At 53.9% G+C, this 16,971-nt stretch carries 12 protein-coding genes; 5 read left to right on the top strand and 7 right to left on the bottom strand.

Going from position 1 to position 16,971, the window contains the following annotated elements:
- Positions 1 to 31 precede the first annotated feature (31 nt).
- Positions 32 to 3,079, bottom strand: coding sequence for a protein translocase subunit SecDF (gene secDF / locus RUDLU_RS0111775; RefSeq protein ID WP_019988588.1), 3,048 nt, complete (start codon positions 3,077 to 3,079; stop codon positions 32 to 34).
- A gap of 186 nt (positions 3,080 to 3,265) precedes the next feature.
- A complete protein-coding gene (locus RUDLU_RS0111770; RefSeq protein ID WP_044129423.1) occupies positions 3,266 to 3,652 on the bottom strand; it encodes a hypothetical protein in 387 nt (128 codons plus the stop codon).
- Between the two features lie 262 nt (positions 3,653 to 3,914).
- Between RUDLU_RS0111770 and RUDLU_RS0111765 the strand changes: the two genes are divergently transcribed.
- Positions 3,915 to 4,358, top strand: a complete 444-nt coding sequence (locus tag RUDLU_RS0111765) for a VOC family protein (RefSeq protein ID WP_019988586.1) — start codon at positions 3,915 to 3,917, stop codon at positions 4,356 to 4,358.
- A 54-nt stretch (positions 4,359 to 4,412) separates the two neighbouring features.
- Here the strand turns inward: RUDLU_RS0111765 and RUDLU_RS0111760 are convergent, their stop codons facing one another.
- The 5 genes from RUDLU_RS0111760 to RUDLU_RS0111740 form a co-directional block, all read right to left on the bottom strand.
- A complete protein-coding gene (locus RUDLU_RS0111760) occupies positions 4,413 to 4,970 on the bottom strand; it encodes a type 1 glutamine amidotransferase domain-containing protein (RefSeq protein WP_019988585.1) in 558 nt (185 codons plus the stop codon).
- A 51-nt stretch (positions 4,971 to 5,021) separates the two neighbouring features.
- Positions 5,022 to 5,984 carry an ABC transporter substrate-binding protein gene (locus RUDLU_RS0111755; RefSeq protein ID WP_019988584.1) on the bottom strand — a complete coding sequence of 321 codons (963 nt, stop codon included), beginning with the start codon at positions 5,982 to 5,984 and terminating at the stop codon, positions 5,022 to 5,024.
- Between the two features lie 89 nt (positions 5,985 to 6,073).
- Positions 6,074 to 8,848, bottom strand: coding sequence for a TonB-dependent receptor (locus tag RUDLU_RS0111750; protein WP_019988583.1), 2,775 nt, complete (start codon positions 8,846 to 8,848; stop codon positions 6,074 to 6,076).
- A gap of 182 nt (positions 8,849 to 9,030) precedes the next feature.
- Positions 9,031 to 10,434 carry a tetratricopeptide repeat protein gene (locus RUDLU_RS0111745; RefSeq protein WP_019988582.1) on the bottom strand — a complete coding sequence of 468 codons (1,404 nt, stop codon included), beginning with the start codon at positions 10,432 to 10,434 and terminating at the stop codon, positions 9,031 to 9,033.
- Between the two features lie 118 nt (positions 10,435 to 10,552).
- Entirely contained in the window at positions 10,553 to 11,584 is a 1,032-nt protein-coding gene (locus RUDLU_RS0111740; RefSeq protein ID WP_019988581.1) for an NAD-dependent epimerase/dehydratase family protein, read from the bottom strand.
- Between the two features lie 243 nt (positions 11,585 to 11,827).
- Here RUDLU_RS0111740 and metG point away from each other — a divergent pair, with 243 nt between their 5' ends.
- The 4 genes from metG (at position 11,828) to RUDLU_RS0111720 (ending at position 16,955) form a co-directional block, all read left to right on the top strand.
- The gene (metG, locus tag RUDLU_RS0111735; RefSeq protein WP_019988580.1) at positions 11,828 to 13,891 is read left to right on the top strand and encodes a methionine--tRNA ligase; all 2,064 of its coding nucleotides are present in this window, start codon (positions 11,828 to 11,830) and stop codon (positions 13,889 to 13,891) included.
- A 372-nt stretch (positions 13,892 to 14,263) separates the two neighbouring features.
- The gene (locus RUDLU_RS0111730; protein ID WP_019988579.1) at positions 14,264 to 14,764 is read left to right on the top strand and encodes a response regulator transcription factor; all 501 of its coding nucleotides are present in this window, start codon (positions 14,264 to 14,266) and stop codon (positions 14,762 to 14,764) included.
- Between the two features lie 392 nt (positions 14,765 to 15,156).
- A complete protein-coding gene (locus tag RUDLU_RS27355; protein ID WP_019988578.1) occupies positions 15,157 to 16,053 on the top strand; it encodes a sugar transferase in 897 nt (298 codons plus the stop codon).
- Positions 16,032 to 16,955, top strand: coding sequence for a glycosyltransferase family 2 protein (locus tag RUDLU_RS0111720; protein ID WP_019988577.1), 924 nt, complete (start codon positions 16,032 to 16,034; stop codon positions 16,953 to 16,955). The genes RUDLU_RS27355 and RUDLU_RS0111720 overlap by 22 nt, the downstream gene beginning before the upstream one ends.
- The last annotated feature ends 16 nt before the right edge of the window (positions 16,956 to 16,971 follow it).

Here is a 16,971-nt window from a genome sequence, read left to right as displayed (position 1 = left end):
CAAACCACCCGGCTTTTTCGGAATTCACAATTTATGACTGCGACGGACGGATCAGGGGCGTTTTTGCCTTCTTCTCTTTCTTAGCCGCCGTTGCCGAAAACTCTTCGGGCGTCTCCACGTTGTCCGTAAAGTCGGCCGGAACCGTGTCAATCCGGGCAGTGGTAGGCGTGGTTGGCTTGTCCTGATCTTTGCTCAGGGTGTCAACCACAATCGGGGTAGCTACGAACAGCGATGAGTAGGTACCCACAATGACCCCGATCAACATAGCGAACGAGAAGCCCCGGATGGTAGCACCACCAAACAGGAAGAGCACCACCAGTACCAGCATCGTCGACAGACCCGTAACGGCCGTGCGGCTCAGGGTGCTGTTGAGGGCGTTGTTGATAATCGTCGCGATACTTTCTTTCTTACCCTTGCTTTCGTTCAGGTACTCGCGTACCCGGTCGAATACCACAACGGTATCGTTCATTGAGTAACCCATGATAGTGAGCAGGGCACCGATAAAGGCCTGATCAATATCGAGGGAGAACGGCAGGATACCGTTGAAGATAGAGAAGATAGCCAGGATGATCAGGACGTCGTGGAACAGAGCCACCAATGCACCGTAACCGAAAGCCAGCTTCTTGAATCGAATCAGGATGTAGGTGAATACCACGGCTACGGCCAGCAAAATCGACCAGAAGGCCGACACAATCAGGTCGTTGGCAATGGTAGGACCTACCTTCTGCGAGCTTTCGATGCTTGCTTTGTTACCGCTGATTTTGGCCAGACCATTATTTACGGCAGCTTCTACCTGCTTATCTGAATCGGGCGAGTCGTTATCGATCATGTAGCTGGTCGTAATCTTCACCTGATCGGAGTTAACCCCCGTACCACCGTAGGTTTTCACCTCAGGGGCACCACCCAGCGGAGCTTCCAGGGCATCGCGTACATCGGTTGTGGCAATAGGCTGCTCAAACCGAACCACGTACGAACGACCGCCTTTGAAGTCAACACCTAAGCCGAAGCCTTTCCACAATACCGAAACAATACCCAGTGCGATGATCGTCGACGAGATGATGTAGTAGATGCGACGGTGTGAAACGAAATCGAAGTTCGAATCCTTGAAGAGGTTTTTGGTCCAGCCTACCGAAAAGGCCAGCGTTTTGCCGCTCTCGGTGTACGAATCCAGAATCAGGCGTGTGATCAGGATAGCCGCAAACAATGACGTGAAAATACCGATCACCAGCGTTACGGCGAAGCCACGAATCAGACCCGTACCAAACAGCAGCAGGATAAAACCAGTAAGCAGGGTGGTAATGTTCGAGTCGAAGATAGACGAGTACGCGTTCCGGAAACCGTCGGAAATGGCTTGCTTAAACGGCTTGCCCAGTGCCAGTTCTTCTTTGATCCGCTCAAAAATCAGTACGTTCGCATCCACCGACATACCGATCGTCAGTACAATACCGGCAATACCGGGCATAGTCAGTACGGTGCCAGGTACGGCAGCCATAACGCCCAGCAGGAAGAACATGTTTATAATCAGGGCGATGTCGGCAATTACACCGGCGCTACCGTAGTAGATTACTACAAAGGCCAGTACGATGAGCAAGCCCACCAACGACGAAATGATACCGGCGCTGATAGCCTCCGAACCGAGCGTAGAACCCACGATGCTTTCTTCTACAATGGTTGTGGGGGCAGGCAGTTTACCGGCCTTCAGTACGTTGGCCATGTCTTTGGTTTCTTCAACCGTAAACTGACCCGTGATGCTTGAGCGACCACCCGTGATTTCGTTTTGTACGTTGGGGGCCGTGTACACCTGATTGTCGAGCAGGATGGCTACGGGCCGGCCTACGTTGGCACCCGTCAGGGCGGCCCACTTACGGGCGCCCGTTGCGTTCATGTTCATGGTCACCTCAGGGCGGCCAGCTTCATCGTAATCATTGGCGGCATCGGTAATCACATCGCCTTCGAGTGGAGCCTGACCACCGGGTTTCTTCAGGAAGTAAATCGGCAGAATCTCACGGTTGTCGGTGGTGGTGAAGCCTTTCCGATCCCATGAGTACACCATATCAGCCGGGAACAGAGCCCGCACTTCGGGGTTGTTCAGAACGGCATTGGCACGAGCCGTATCCTTCAGGTAAACACCCAGTTGATTTTGCGATACAGGGACAAATAATTGAGTCAGGGCTGAACCGGTAGCGGCTGAGTCGGCTTTGGTTGAGTCACCTTTAGCACCACTGGCCAGCTGAGAAGCCAAATCACCTTTGGCGGCTGTGCCCGACGCGGGAGCAGCCGTCTGTGCGGCTTTGCGAGCAGCTTCTTCACGAAGCAGGTAAGCGCCCAGACCTTCGATACCGGCCGAGATTTCGCCCAGTTGGTACACCTCGCAGAACTCAAGCTTGGCCGCACCAGTCAACAGTCGGCGGATACGCTCGGGGTTGTCGGCACCCGGCAACTCGATAAGTACCCGACCCGTACCCGGCAGGCGCTGTACGTTGGCGTTTGATACCCCGAACTTGTCGACACGAGCCTGAATAATCTGGAAAGCCCGGCCAATAGCGCCTTCAACTTCCTCATTCAGTACCCGGCGTACCTCGGTGTCGGTCGACTGATAGCTCAGTTTACCCCGGTTGGCACTGGTCGCAAACAGGCTGGCCAGTTTGTTGCCCGGCGACACCTCTTTGTAGGCGTCAACGAACAGATCAACAAAGCTGGCGCGGCTCGATTTCTGCGCTTCCTGTGCTTTCTTGATGGCCTCGTTGAACTTGGGGTCGCGGGTATTGCCAGCCAAACCGCGCAAAATGTCGGCTGGTGTTACTTCGAGTACTACGTGCATACCGCCCTGGAGGTCAAGACCCAGGCCGAGTTCGCGCTCGGTCACTTCCTGAAGCGTGTTGCCCAGATAAACGGGCTCTTTCCAGAGCGAATCGAGATACCGCTGTTTCTTTCTGAGATCAATATCGCCTGACTTAGTAGTGGCGAAGGCCGTCGCGTCTTCTTTAATGCTACGCGAGACGAAGGTAAACGACAGGTAGTAAACGCTCAGCAGCGCAATGACACCCGTCAGGATAAGTATTCCGGTTTTGTTTTGCATGGTCTTTCTACAGAAGACACTAATTGGAGGAACGCAGCGAGTCGCTCAACGCACGCATTTGGGGCTAGCCACGGAGCGGAACGAATGGTACTGATTCCGATTGGAAAATGGATTGTTACTGAAGAATGGAATGTGACAGCCCGACACGGAGAATAAACGTGTGTGTTGGGTCACGAGTGGGCCCGACTACGGGGCATTGGGGGCAATAAAATGGCCGAATACGTGCCGGAAATAAGCGAAATAAAAATAAGGCTCGGTGAGCAGCAGCCGAACTGTACCGGCTGCCAGCATCAGCAAAACCGCCATGATCGGCGGGGGCAACAACCAGAACGGCTGTTCAAAATCGAAAGAAGTAGCCGGGGTAACAACGGCTTCAAACGCGGCCGTACTAATCTGCGTTTCGGCGGGCGCATCGGTCTTGCCTGCTTTCTGAGCGGCTTCGGTTTTCTGTACGGGCGCTTTTCCTGCTATTTCGTGACCCATTGAGGAATGACCCCAACCAGCCAGGAACAGCAGCAAGCTAACCAGTAACAGGCTAACCGAACGGACCAATATAATGCGCTGATGCTTCACGGTTTTACAATGCAGATTACAAATTTAGTGCCATTCTGTAAGATCTGCAAACCTTCTGGTGGTGATATTCACGCCCGTCGCTGGTTACCCGAACCGACAGTGTCTACCAAATTGCCGCATATAAACAATCCGTGCGGGCAACTTTCAGTACAGCAGGATAGCGGAGGGGTGGCAGGGTCGTTTCGGCCAAATTTGAATCGCTGATAGTAGAACCAACCCCGTATTTGTTTCTTGAAGGGAAAATTAAGCCAATCAAGTGGTCATGAAAACGATTGTATGTAGTCTCTTTTTGTGTGCTCAGGTGTTTTTTGCGCAGGCCGTATTTGGGCAGCAAAGTCTGGGGGTTGTTCGGCACAATCATCTGGCCCTGCACGTGAAAGATATACAGGCCAGTACGCAATTTTACAAAGAAGTACTCGGGCTCAAGTCTATTCCGGTCCCCGACAACCTGAAAGCCATTCGCTCGTGGTTCGATGTGGGTGAGGGGCAGCAGATTCATTTACTGGCCGGGCGGAATACGGAGTTTACCCACGACAAAAACGGAAGCCACATTGCGTTGTTTGTGACCGACATTGCGCAGTCGGAGGCTTTCCTGAAACAGCGGGCCATTACCTACCACAAACAGGTTCGGTTTGATGGCGTCGTACAGATCTATTTTCCTGACCCCGATGGGTACTTATTCGAGTTGAATGAAGTGAAAAAATAAACAAATCGAAGACGCCCGACTGGTAATCAGTCGGGCGTCTTCGATTTATCGGGTTCAGGCGGTAACGCCCTCGGCAAATAACTGAATCATTTCCCGGTTGAAGGCCGGAATATCGTCGGGGTTGCGGCTCGTGACCAGATTCCCGTCGCGTACGACCGTCTGATCAACCCAATTGGCCCCGGCATTGCGCAGGTCGGTCTGAATAGATGGGTACGAAGTCATGGTTTTGCCCTGTACCACATCGGCTTCAATCAGGAGTATAGGCGCGTGGCAAATAGCCGCCACTGGTTTTTGATTATCGAAAAACGACGTTACAAACGACACGGCTTCGGGCTCGAGCCGGAGTTTATCGGGGTTCAGCACCCCGCCCGGTAATAGCAGGGCATCATAGTCGTCGGGGTTGGCCGATTCGAGGGGGAGGTCCGAATCGAAGGTATCGCCCCAGTCGGTATCGTCCCAGCCTTTCACTTCACCCCCTTTGGGCGAAATCACATGAACAATAGCCCCGGCGGCTTCGAGCGCATTTTTGGGGTCGGTGAATTCGATTTGTTCGAATCCTTCGGTAAACAGGGCGGCTACTTTCTTGCCCTGAAGGTTTGGTTGACTTTCCATATTCGTTGAGTTACTATTTGAGAAAAAACACCGGTAGTCCGGCTTTGTTTGCTAAACTGTTCGGACGGCGGGTAGCGACTCGACAAACTGGTTGGTGAAAAGCTTGTTGATGTCGAGGTTCATCACGATCTCCCCATCGCGGTTCACAATTAGGCGGTGCCGGATGAGGTAGTTGACAAACTGAACCCAAACCTCCCGGCGCATAACGCCCCACTGCCCCGCCGTGTCGAGGTAATAACCTGAGGCTGTCTGCTGGCTCAGTTCCACAAACCCTTCGTCGGCCAGGGTGGGGTGCCCACTGGTTTTGCAGAGCAGGTGCGCGGCTTCGTCGGGCTTTTCGACGGCAAACCGAAAGCCAGCCGCCGTTGCTTCCACAAACCGTTGGAGCACATCAGTCTTCTGGTCGATCAGATCCTGCCGGGTAGCCAGCAGGGGGCTGTAGCCGTACGGAATTTCGTAGTCGTCGAGCAGAAACCGGTTGAGCTGCACATCGTTCAGGGTAGCTTCTACCCCCTCCCACGGCAGAAAAATCCAGGTAGCGTCGATCTCGTTGGTGAGCAGGGCCTGCCATAAATTGAGCCGGGTTGGCTTGTGGGTAGCAATTACGCCCCGGCCGCCATCGTTGCGAATCATTTGCCGGACAATATCGTCCTCAAACCGGGCCCCGTACGAGCCGTACACCTTTCCGTCGAGTTGAGCCGGGCGTTCGAGGCCGCTTTGCTGGAGCGTCACAATCGCGCTGGCATCGCGGGCCAGCATGGCCGCTACGGCTACCAGCGGCACGTTGGGCGTAGTGGTGTGGAAACTGATGACACTCTCCGAGGGGACCACGGCCAGGTCGACCTCGCCTTTTGCCAGCCGACGGGCGGGTGTCTGTTTGTACTTATCCACATCGGGCGAGGTAATTTCCACCGTGAGGTTGGCATCCCGGTAATAGCCGAGGGCCGATGCCACATAAAATCCAGTATGATTGGTATTGGGTGTCCAGTCGAGGGCAAGGCGAAGCAAATCCATAAAAAAACGGGCTAACTACAAGAGTTAACCCGTTTCGGTTGGCATTAGTTATGAGCTGTTACGCGTTAGCCTGTAGTTAACAACGTGTCTTAAAAGTTAGCCGTCAGGTTTACAAAGTAATAGCCCCCGTTGAATCCAAATTGGGTGGCGTTACGGCTGTACACAAACCGGCCAAAAGACGTATTGTCGAGCGGTGGTGTCACAAAAGCCTGCGTATTCTTAATCTTGTCGGGGTACACATCCAACGCATTGTTGGCACCAACCGCAATGGTAATGGCTTTGGTTAGCGCATAGCCAATGTTGATGTCAGTCACAATTTTGGGGCTGTACGTCTCGTCGAGGGCTGCGTTCGACGGGTCACGAACGCCCACTTCGCCAAACCGGGTAGCCCGGACATTAAAGCGCAGTTTATTGATCGTGTAGTTAGCCCCAAGGGTTATTTTGCTGCGTGGATTGGCTAATTCAATGAAACCCCGCTGCTGCCGGTTAAACAGTACGTTTCCGAAGGTGTTGTCGTTCGGAATACGTTCTGTACCGCGTAGTTCGGTAATGTCGGTGCGGTTGAAGTTAGCCGCCAGCGTCAGGTCCAGCTTGCCCGTGTTGATTCTGGGGCTGGTCGAGACTACTACATCCAGGCCGCGAGTGCGGGTGTTGATGGCATTGGTAAAGAAAGCCGCTGCGTTTACATCGCGGGCCCCGGCTCCGTCGAGAATACCAGTCACTACTTGTCCAGAGGTGCTTGTGCCCCGCTGAAATTGTCCGGTCAACACAATCCGGTCGGTAATATCAATCTGGTAAGCATCCACCGTGATGCTCAGGTTCGAAACCGGCCGCGACGTAAGCCCAAGGGCGTAATTCAACGATCGTTCGGCCTTTAGCTGAGGGATGCCGAAGGCGTTGGCGATTGCCTCGCCGTTGCGGAAGGTGCCCACCTGTAAGGGGGTGAGTGTGCCGCCTACGTTGACAAACTGTGTTGATACCGCGCTGAACAGCCGCTGATGCATAGAGGGGGCCCTGAAACCGGTTGAGATACTTCCCCGAATCGACAGGATTTCGTCCACAATTTTGTAGCGACCGGCTACCTTCCAGGCTACGTTGCCCCCAAAGTCAGAGTAATTTTCAAACCGGGTAGCCGCGTTCAGCAATAACCGGCTGGTAATGTCGCTTTCCACATCGACATAGGCTGCAAATACATTCCGGGTGGCATTAACGGCATTGGTGGGCCGGAAACCCGGGAACACCTGCGCCCCGGCGGCAAACTGAGTAGCCGGTGGAGCCTGGTTGTAGCTCTGCCACGAGGTTTCTTCGCCAGCCGAAATCTGGTAGTTGTCTACCCGGTACGAGAGGCCACCCGCTACGTTGAACGAGTTCAGGCCCAGCTGACTGCCAAAATCACGCGATACCCCTGCATCGGTCGTGAGCTGATTGAACCGGAGTGTACCGGCGTAAAACTCCGACTGTGTCCGGTCGGGGCGGGTAGTGGCCCGCGCCAGCGAAGCGTTCAGGGAGTTTTTTACGTCGAACCGGAATTGGTTACCACCATACACCGCACTGACATCCCAGTTCCAGCCCGATTCGCTCTTGCCGCTCAAACCGGCCGTGCCCGAATAATCCTGGATAGTCGACTGAATTTGCGGCAGATAGCCATTCCGGTATATCGTTGTGTCGATCTGCGTATTCTGAAACGGGTAACGGTAGAAGCCCGCAGCAATGCCGCGCCGATAGTTATAGCCGCCGTTGGCGTAGAAGGTGGCGGTTTTGCTGAGCGGAAGCCGCATATTGATAAACGTAGCAACGTTGTCGACGGCCGAATTACCAATCTGCATGTTGTTTTCCCGGCTGAAGCCCCGTTGCGCAATGCGGGCTTCGTCTTGCGCCCGCAAGGTCTGGTTTACCGCGCCATTGCTGACCCAGTTGAAATACACCGGGCCGGTGTAGGTACCAGCACGATTGGTGGCTTCGCGGCTGCGACCCTCAACCGTTACGCTCAATACCCCTTCTTTCCCCAGCCGGAAACCGTGGTTCACGCCCAGCAGCAACACCCGGCCGTCGCCGGCATACTGCTGGCCAAATTGCGCATTGACCGAGGTGCCGATTTTTTCTTTTAGCCGAAGGTTGATAACCCCCGCAATTGCGTCGGACCCGTACTGCGATGCCGCTCCGTCGCGCAACACTTCAACGCGTTCCAGCGCAGTGGCTGGTAAGGCGTTCAGGTCAGTGCCCACCGAGCCGCGCCCGATGGTTCCGTTGACGTTGACCAGTGCCTGATTGTGCCGACGCTTGCCGTTGAGTAGCACCAGCACCTGATCGGGGCCAAGGCCGCGAATGGTGGCAGGGTCGATGTGGTCGGTTCCGTCGGCTACGGTCTGACGCGACGAATTGAATGAAGGCGCCACAAAGTTCAGCTGCTGGGTTGGTTCAACCTGCCCGGTGGCGGCCAGGTCGCGCGATTGGATCACATCGACCGGGGCAACGGTTTCAACGCTCGTGCGTACCTGCGTTGAGCGCGAGCCCACCACCACTACTTCGCTGAGGCTTGCATTTGACTCGGTTAGTTCGACGTTCAACACGACCGACTCACCAGCGCCTACCGTTACTTTTGATTCACGGGTTTCGGAGCCGATCGCGCTAAACCGAATCGTATAGGTACCGGCTGCTTTCAGGGGTAACGAGTAAGAACCGCTTCCGTCGGTAGTGGCACCCTGTGTGGTACCGGTAGCCAGCACCGTGACACCAGCCAGGGCCTCTTTGGTGCGGGCATCGGTGACGCGCCCGCTAATTCGCTGGGCAAATGAGGTTGCCACTGTCAATAGCAGTAGCGAAGCGGTTAAAGTGAGCCGCTTCATTGTATAGAACTTGCGCATAGGTTAGTTGGTTGACAAAATTAAATTTTGAAAACTTTACTGATCACGACGAAATGTCTACGTAGATGCAGACATATGCCGTAAAATAAATAACCCGATTCAGCCCATACGGTTTGAATCGGGTTATGCTTTTAAAAATTACTCACCACTTACTTTTTGCGCGGAGTACCGGTATTACTCTGTTATTCAGCTTTATATTGCTGAATGATTTTGTACAGAGCTTTTTGCTTTTCCAGCTCCGGGAAAAACTCAAAGAGTTGCAGATGGCCGTTGTAGTCGAGGGTAAGGGCCGCTTCGAGCTGTATCAGGGCTTCGCGGTACATGCCTGCATGGATCAGATATACTGCTGAGCGGTAGTACAAGTCAGCTTCTTTGGGTAACTCCTCCAGGCCCAGCTGAATAATGTCGTTGGCTTTGTCGAAGTTGCCCTGATCAAACGGCACCAGCGACCAGACCAGGTACACATCGGGGTTCGACGGGTCGACCGAGGCCGCCTTTTCGAAGGCTTCTACGCTTGATACCACATTGCCGATTTTATACTCCGTTTCGGCCAGCGCAAGGTAATACTCGGCGTTGTTGTCGTTGAGCTTGATGGCTTTTTGCAGAAAGGGAAGGGCTTCGTACCACTTGCCCGATTCGCTCAAACAAACCCCGATACCGTACCAGGCTTCGTCCCACATGTTATCGAGCCGAACAGCCTCGCGGTACTCCCGAATGGCTTCGGGCAGGCGATCCTGCTTTTCCAGACTGGCCCCCAGGTGGCAGTAGGTATCAGCGGTTGGTTCTTCGTGCAGCAGGGTAGTCCGGTAGCAACCTTCGGCCTTTTCAAACTGCCCCAGGTTCATGTACGTATTCCCCAGATTGAAGTGCGCCGAGGCAAAATCGTCCTTAATGATCGTTGCGTACTCGTACGCTTCGGCGGCTTCCTCAAACCGGGTCAGCTTGCTATACGTAATGCCCAGATTGTACCACGCATGGTACGAATACGGGTCTTTGTCGATTAGACCTTTGTAGTACGGCAGGCTGGCCTCAAGCTCACCCGTTACGTCGAAGCAAAACGACAGCTCGTACAGTGCGTTCTCGTTGGCCATGTTGAGGTCAATGGCCTTTTTGTAGCAGTTGATGGCTTCGTCGTATTTGCCCCAGTTCTGATAGCTCTGACCAATCTGGAAATAGATATCGTCTTTGTCGTCGGTGTTGTCGAGCATGTCTTCCAACACCTGCACCGATTCCTCAAACCGCCCGGCCATGTTCAGTACCGTTCCCTGCATGTACTGCACGTCGAGGTCGCCGGGGTTAAAGAGCCCCGCCCGTTCGAGCAGTTCGAGCGACTCATCAAATCGGCTGAAATTGGCCAGAATCTGCGCCTTGTCGAGCATCAGCTCCAGGGCGTAGGGGAAGTTTTCGAGGCCGGCTTCGGCGGCTTGGAACGCTTTTTCGAGGTCGCCCTCACCCAGGTAGTGCTCAACGAATCGCTCATAGACGTCAAGGTCAAAAAATTGACGCTCCTGCTTAACCAGCATGGCCTCAAACCGCCGGAGAGAATCATTTATATCACCTTCTCTTTCTTCAAACTCTTGCTCCATGTTGAGTCCTCAATGGGTTATGTTCAGGGGATAGGGGCCGCACCAGAAGCGCGAGCTATCCCAAACTGTAAGAAATATAAGTACAAAATCAGAATCTGCAACGCCCGGAATTAAAAAATTACAGCCCGGTGAAAGCTCGGGCCGCGCGTGTCAGGGTTTCTGAAAGAGGGCGGTATTGAAAATCAATTGTCTGGGTGATTTTCTGTCCATCAAACGCATACCACGAACTGGCCGACCGTGCTGTTTCGCGGGTGATGAGCGGGGCTTTGCCCGTCAGTCGGGCGCGGATACTTTCCAGCGGCCAGAGCAACTGCGTCAGTACAGGCGCTATGCGAATCCGGGGTGGGCGTTTGTTGAGGGCTGCCGCCATCTGTTCTAACAATTCGCGGTAGGGAATCGTGCCCGCGTTCAGAATAAACCGGTCTTCGGTGAGCGAATCGGCCTCCATGAGCTGGAAAAGGGCTTCAGCTACGTCGAGTACGTCGACATAGTTGACCAATCCGGCCGGATAAAACGGTTTTTCGTCGTTGACGTATTTGAAAAGCTGTACGCTGCTCCGGTTCCAGTCGCCCTCGCCCAGCACAATACTCGGGTTCACCATCACGGTGGGGAGCCCCTCGGCTACGCCCCGCCATACTTCCAGCTCGGCCCGGTACTTGCTCTTGGCGTAGGCCGAGTTATTAGGCGACTCTTCCCATTTCTGGCTCTCATCAATCCCGATCGGCTCGGTGGTGCGGGTTTTGCTCGCCGGGCGGCCCAGGGCGGCTACCGAACTCAGGTAGCCCAGCTTCCGAACATCCGCTTTCAGGCATACATTGACCACGTTGGCGGTGCCCTCCACATTGACCTGATCCATACGCGCCCGGTCTTTCGGAATAAACGAAACCAGGGCGGCCGCGTGAATCACGTCGAGGGTGGGGGTGTCGCGTTTGGCATGCAGGGCGGCTTCGAGCGAAGGAATATCGAGGACATCGCCCTCGTGCCAGCGAATCTGATCGGCCACATCGGCGAGTAAGCCCGTGTGCCCCACCGAGCGGGTGAGTGCTTCGACCCGGTAGCCGGCTGCCAGGTAGCGCCGGGTTATATGTGACCCTATAAAGCCGGTAGCACCGGTTATGAATACGGTTTTAGGGGGTATCGGTGAATCCATGCAAAAAGTGGCCGGAGCTATGAAAGGGGTACTCAAAACGCCACCGTCCGGTGACCACATAACCAACCGGGAACATATTAAGGTCCCAGTGGGTATATTCCATAGCGATTCGACCCTGTTTTGGTAAACTTAACAATCCTCGGTGCCGAATTGCTAATTTTGCAGAAATTAGTTGCCAGGAGCCGGTATGGATGGCACCGCAAGGCCGTCTGTCCGGGTGCACCAGGCACTCAATCTCCAATCATGTTAGAAAATCCGCAGCGATATACCGTAACGGCAGCCCTTATCTACGCTAACGGCCCTATTCATATCGGGCACCTTGCCGGTTGCTACCTTCCGGCCGATATCTACGTGCGTTACCTTCGGGCAACGGGCAAAGATGTGGCCTTTATCAGTGGTACCGACGAACATGGGGTGCCGATCACGATCCGGGCGCAGAAAGAGGGGATCACCCCGCAGCAGGTGGTGGATAAGTACTATACCCAAATCAAAAAATCGTTTGAAGATTTCGGGATCTCGTTCGACATCTATTCCCGGACTTCCAACAAGATTCACCACGAAACCTCGCAGGAGATCTTCCTGAACCTGTATGAGGGCAGTAATTTCACGGAGGAGGTCACCGAACAGTATTACGACGAAACCGCTAAGCAGTTTCTGGCCGACCGCTACATTGTGGGCGTGTGCCCGGTATGCGGTAACGAAAATGCGTACGGCGATCAGTGCGAACGCTGCGGTTCGACCCTCAGCCCTACCGAGCTGAAAGAGCCGCTGCGGTCGATGCTGTCGGGGGCAAAACCGGTGCTGAAATCGACCAAAAACTGGTACCTGCCCCTCGACCGGATGCAGCCCCGGATCGAAGAATACGTAAACAGCCACCCGGAGTGGAAAACCAACGTGTTTGGGCAATGCCAGTCGTGGCTCAAAGAAGGCCTGCGTCCCCGCGCTATGACCCGCGACCTCGACTGGGGCATCAGCGTGCCCCTGCCCGACACCGACGGTAAGGTGCTTTACGTATGGTTCGATGCGCCTATTGGCTACATTTCGATGACCAAAGAGTGGGCTGCCGAGCAGGGCCGCGACTGGGAACTGTACTGGCGCGACGAGCATACCAAGCTGGTGCACTTTATTGGCAAAGACAATATCGTGTTTCACTGCATCATTTTCCCGGCGATGCTGATGCACGAGGGTAGCTATATTCTGGCCGACAATGTACCCGCCAACGAATTTATGAATCTGGAGGGCGACAAAATCAGTACCTCGCGCAACTGGGCCGTCTGGCTGCACGAGTATCTGGACGAAATGCCCAATAAAGAAGATGTGCTCCGGTACGTGCTGGCGGCCAATGCCCCCGAAACCAAAGACTCTGAGTTTACGTGGAAGGACTTCCAGACCCGCAATAACGCCGAGCTGGTTGGGATATTCGGAAACTTTGTAAATCGGGCTTTCGTGCTGACGCAGAAATTCTGCGATAACCGCGTGCCCACCCTCGCCGACCTGACCGAGTACGACCACGTGGTGCTGAACGAACTGGCGCAGTACCCCGACCGCATTGGGCAGGCCATTGGGCAGTATCGTTTCCGGGAGGCCCTCATGCACCTTATGGACCTGGCGCGGCTTGGCAATAAGTACCTGGCCGAAACCGAGCCCTGGAAGGTGGTTAAAACCGATGTGAACCGCGCCCAGACCATTCTGCATATTGCGTTGCAGATTACGGCCAACCTGAGCATTTTGTGTGAGCCCTTTCTGCCGTTTACGGCCCGCAAGCTCCGGCAGCAACTGAATGCCGAGGTGCTGGACAAGGATATTCTGACCTGGCTCAATGCCGGAAAAGCCGACCTGCTCACCGAAGGGCATACGCTGGGCCAAAGCAGTCTTCTGTTTGAAAAGCTGGAAGATGATGTGATTAATCGACAGATTCAAAAATTACACGACGCGAAACGCATGAACGAGTTAGCCACTAAAGAGGTACCCACCCTCAAAGGTGAGATCACCTACGACGATTTTGCCAAAATGGACATTCGGATCGGTACCATTACGGAAGCTGAGCGAGTGCCTAAAAGTGATAAGTTGCTGAAACTACGGGTTGATGACGGGATGGGCGGCCGCCAGATTCTGAGCGGTATTGCCAAGCACTTCGCGCCCGAGGACCTGATCGGGAAGCAGGTGACGTTTCTGGCCAATCTGGCCCCGCGCAAGATGATGGGGCTGGAGTCGCAGGGTATGATTCTGATGGCTGAGGACCGCGACGGAGCCCTGGCCATGTTGCCGCCCAGCAAGGATGTTTGGAACGGAGCTACTGTTAGCTAATACTCAATTTATTGGCTTATAAAATGCTGTGAAGGCCGGGTAAAAACCCGGCTTTTTTACTTAGTAACCAGGGTCAAATAAAGGAGAATATACCCTAGGGTTATTTGTTTTGATTGCAAAAGGATCTTGGTATAGTCATAAATTTTGTCTCCTTTGGGGGGCGGAATTACATTAAGAACAAATTAATTATGTGTCTTTTAAAGCTACTTAAAGGTACTGATGTGTAGAAATATATAGCGACTTATAGAAAAAATACTATCAATAGGACCACTTGTTCGAAATGCGGCAAATTGTGATCTAAAGATGAGTTACTCGGTATATATAAAATAGTCTAAATGGACAGATCTAACCCATCTTTAAAAAATCCATACAATGAAACCGAAGTTCCAACTACTCATAGTAGATGAAAGTACCTATGTAGCTGGTATTCTCACGCAAACGCTTGAAAAGGACTTTGAGATAACCGTTGTTAACACAGGTCAGGACGCGGCTCGGCTACTAATCCAAGGAAATCGGTACGATTGTGTGCTTACCGAGTTGAATCTTCCATTTTTCAGCGGTCTCGAAATCACGAAGCTGATTCGGATGAGCAAACTCATTGCTCATACCCCAATTGTTATACTTTCCAGTGCTACCTCCAGCGACACCCGAATTGAGTGTCTTGAACAAGGCGTTGACAGTTTTATCTCCAAGCCGTTCAACCCACTCGAAGTGAAGGCCAAACTCAATGCACTCCTGCGCCGGACGGTTCCCCAAACCGACGAGCGGATGGTGGCCGATCTGGACCGCGCCGAACCCAAAAGCGCCTGGCAGCCCAAGTCTCGCTTCCTGTCGATTTTCTCGCGTGGGTACAGTGTATCGCAAAGTGCCTGATTGGTTATAGGGCCCGTGGGCAGTTGTCTGGTAAAAACAGAGCAATATCTGTGCCAGCATCACGGTGCTAAGTCCTCGTTATACAGCCTCCTTGTTTTGTGAATAGTTCGATAAGGCCCAGTCTTCTCCTGATCGAAGAAGACGACTATATCGTGAATCGGCTTATCGATTCATTGGGCGGATCATGTTTGCTCACGCGCTTTCGGAATACAAAACATGCAGAACTGTGGTTGGTCGGTGCTACTCCGGTAGATCTGATTATCGTAGACCAACAAAGCAGTTTTGGGGTATTGGCCCTGGTTCGGACTAACCGAACGCTGGTGTCGGTGCCCGTTTTGTTGACAAGAGAGCTTGACAGGCAGATCGTTAGAGTTTCATCAACCCCAGGAGTTATGGATATTATTGACGCGGAGGAGTCTGACAAGCGTATTCGGCAGCAAGTAGATTATTACACGGAGGTCTATGACCGATTGAAGCAGGCCCCAGCGCCGGTCGAGGGGCAGACGGCCTTTGTGTTTCGGTTACCCTGGTGGAAACGTGCCGTCGATGTGCTGGTGTCGTCGGTGGCTCTGATCCTGCTTTCGCCACTCCTGTTGCTCGTCGCGATTCTGATTAAACTCGATTCGAGGGGGCCGGTTTTTTACCGTTCTACCCGAGCAGGTACCAATTACCGGATCATCAACATGTATAAGTTCCGGACTATGCGCGTTCGGGCCGATCAGGAAATTACAAGTTTGGCCGGCTCCAACATCTATGCCAAAAGCCCCCAGCCAGCCGATTTGGAAGACCCCATTACTGACTCGGCCACGTTTTTGTGCAGTGCCTGCCGCGAGCGGGGCATTGCGTGTCAGCAGCCACTATTCGACCAGAACCGGCTGATTTGCGAAAAGCTGTACCTGCGCGAAAACGAAGAAGCCGCCAAGTTTATGAAGTTTCGGAACGACCCCCGCATTACGCGTCTGGGTACGTTTCTACGCAACAGCAGTATCGACGAGCTGCCGCAATTGCTCAATGTACTACTCGGCGATATGTCGGTGGTGGGTAACCGGCCCTTACCCCTGTACGAAGCTGAAAAACTGACCACCAACGAGTCGGCACAGCGATTTGCCGGACCGGCTGGCCTCACGGGTCTCTGGCAGGTAAAGAAGCGGGCTAAAGGACAGGGTCCCATGTCGGATCGTGAACGAACGGCTCTCGACATTGAGTATGCCCAGACTTTTTCGTTCAAAACAGACCTTTACATCATGTGGCGGACCCTCTTTAGCTTATGGCAGAAGGAAAACGTGTAGGCGACAAGGCCCCGCTCGTGTCGATGGTGACCATCAACTACAATCAGGCCGAAACGACCCGGCAATTTCTCGAGTCGGTGCGGGGGCTGGCGTACCCGAATTATGAGGTAATCGTTGTCGACAATGCCTCGGTACCAAGCCTGACCAGCCAAGTGGATATGGCGCGGTATCCGTGGGCACGCGTTGTGCGGAGCGATGTGAACCTGGGTTTTACGGGTGGTAATAATCTGGGAATGCAGCACGCGCGCGGGGCGTACTTTTTCATTGTGAACAACGATACCGAGCTGACTCCCAATGTGCTGGATGAATTGCTCCGGCCGTTTGAGCAGTCGGCGTTGGTGGGTGTGGTATGCCCCAAAATCAGCTATTTCGATAATCCCCGGCTCCTGCAATACGCCGGGTACGGTGCCATGAATATGCTGACCGGAACGGCGCATATGGTAGGTTGCAACCAAACCGATCAGGGGCAGTTCGACCAGCCGGGGCCGACCCCTTTTGCGCACGGATGCGCCATGCTCGTGAGCCGAAGGGTGGTGGAGCAGGTAGGGCGTTTTGCTGAGCGGTTTTTTCTTTACTACGAAGAACTCGACTGGTCGCAGCGCATCCGCAATGCCGGGTTTCAGATCTACTACCAGCCGTCGGCCAGTATTTTACACAAAGAGTCGGTTTCGGTGGGGCGGCACAGCACGCTCAAAACGTACTACCTCACGCGCAACCGGATTTTGTTTATGCGTCGGCACGGTTCACCGGCTCAACGGGCTGTGTTTTACGCCTTTTTTGCCGGAGCAGTGCTGCCCAAGCACCTGCTCACGTATGCGCTGAAAGGGCAGTTTGCCCATGCCAAAGCGTTTGCGCGTGGTGTGCTCTGGAACCTCACGTCGGGGAGTACGTCGCCCGTGTAATACCTAATCTACTGCT

This window comes from Rudanella lutea DSM 19387, assembly GCF_000383955.1.
Lineage (GTDB): Bacteria > Bacteroidota > Bacteroidia > Cytophagales > Spirosomataceae > Rudanella > Rudanella lutea.
This window is presented reverse-complemented; position numbering and strand designations above follow the sequence as displayed.

Bases quoted from the DNA above. Each gene is read 5' to 3' on its own strand.
- secDF (WP_019988588.1), bottom strand. From the start codon at position 3,079: ATGCAAAACAAAACCGGAATACTTATCCTGACGGGTGTCATTGCGCTG.
- RUDLU_RS0111765 (WP_019988586.1), top strand. From the start codon at position 3,915: ATGAAAACGATTGTATGTAGTCTCTTTTTGTGTGCTCAGGTGTTTTTT.
- RUDLU_RS0111760 (WP_019988585.1), bottom strand. From the start codon at position 4,970: ATGGAAAGTCAACCAAACCTTCAGGGCAAGAAAGTAGCCGCCCTGTTT.
- RUDLU_RS0111755 (WP_019988584.1), bottom strand. From the start codon at position 5,984: ATGGATTTGCTTCGCCTTGCCCTCGACTGGACACCCAATACCAATCAT.
- RUDLU_RS0111750 (WP_019988583.1), bottom strand. From the start codon at position 8,848: ATGCGCAAGTTCTATACAATGAAGCGGCTCACTTTAACCGCTTCGCTA.
- RUDLU_RS0111745 (WP_019988582.1), bottom strand. From the start codon at position 10,434: ATGGAGCAAGAGTTTGAAGAAAGAGAAGGTGATATAAATGATTCTCTC.
- RUDLU_RS0111740 (WP_019988581.1), bottom strand. From the start codon at position 11,584: ATGGATTCACCGATACCCCCTAAAACCGTATTCATAACCGGTGCTACC.
- metG (WP_019988580.1), top strand. From the start codon at position 11,828: ATGTTAGAAAATCCGCAGCGATATACCGTAACGGCAGCCCTTATCTAC.
- RUDLU_RS0111730 (WP_019988579.1), top strand. From the start codon at position 14,264: ATGAAACCGAAGTTCCAACTACTCATAGTAGATGAAAGTACCTATGTA.
- RUDLU_RS27355 (WP_019988578.1), top strand. From the start codon at position 15,157: ATGGATATTATTGACGCGGAGGAGTCTGACAAGCGTATTCGGCAGCAA.
- RUDLU_RS0111720 (WP_019988577.1), top strand. From the start codon at position 16,032: ATGGCAGAAGGAAAACGTGTAGGCGACAAGGCCCCGCTCGTGTCGATG.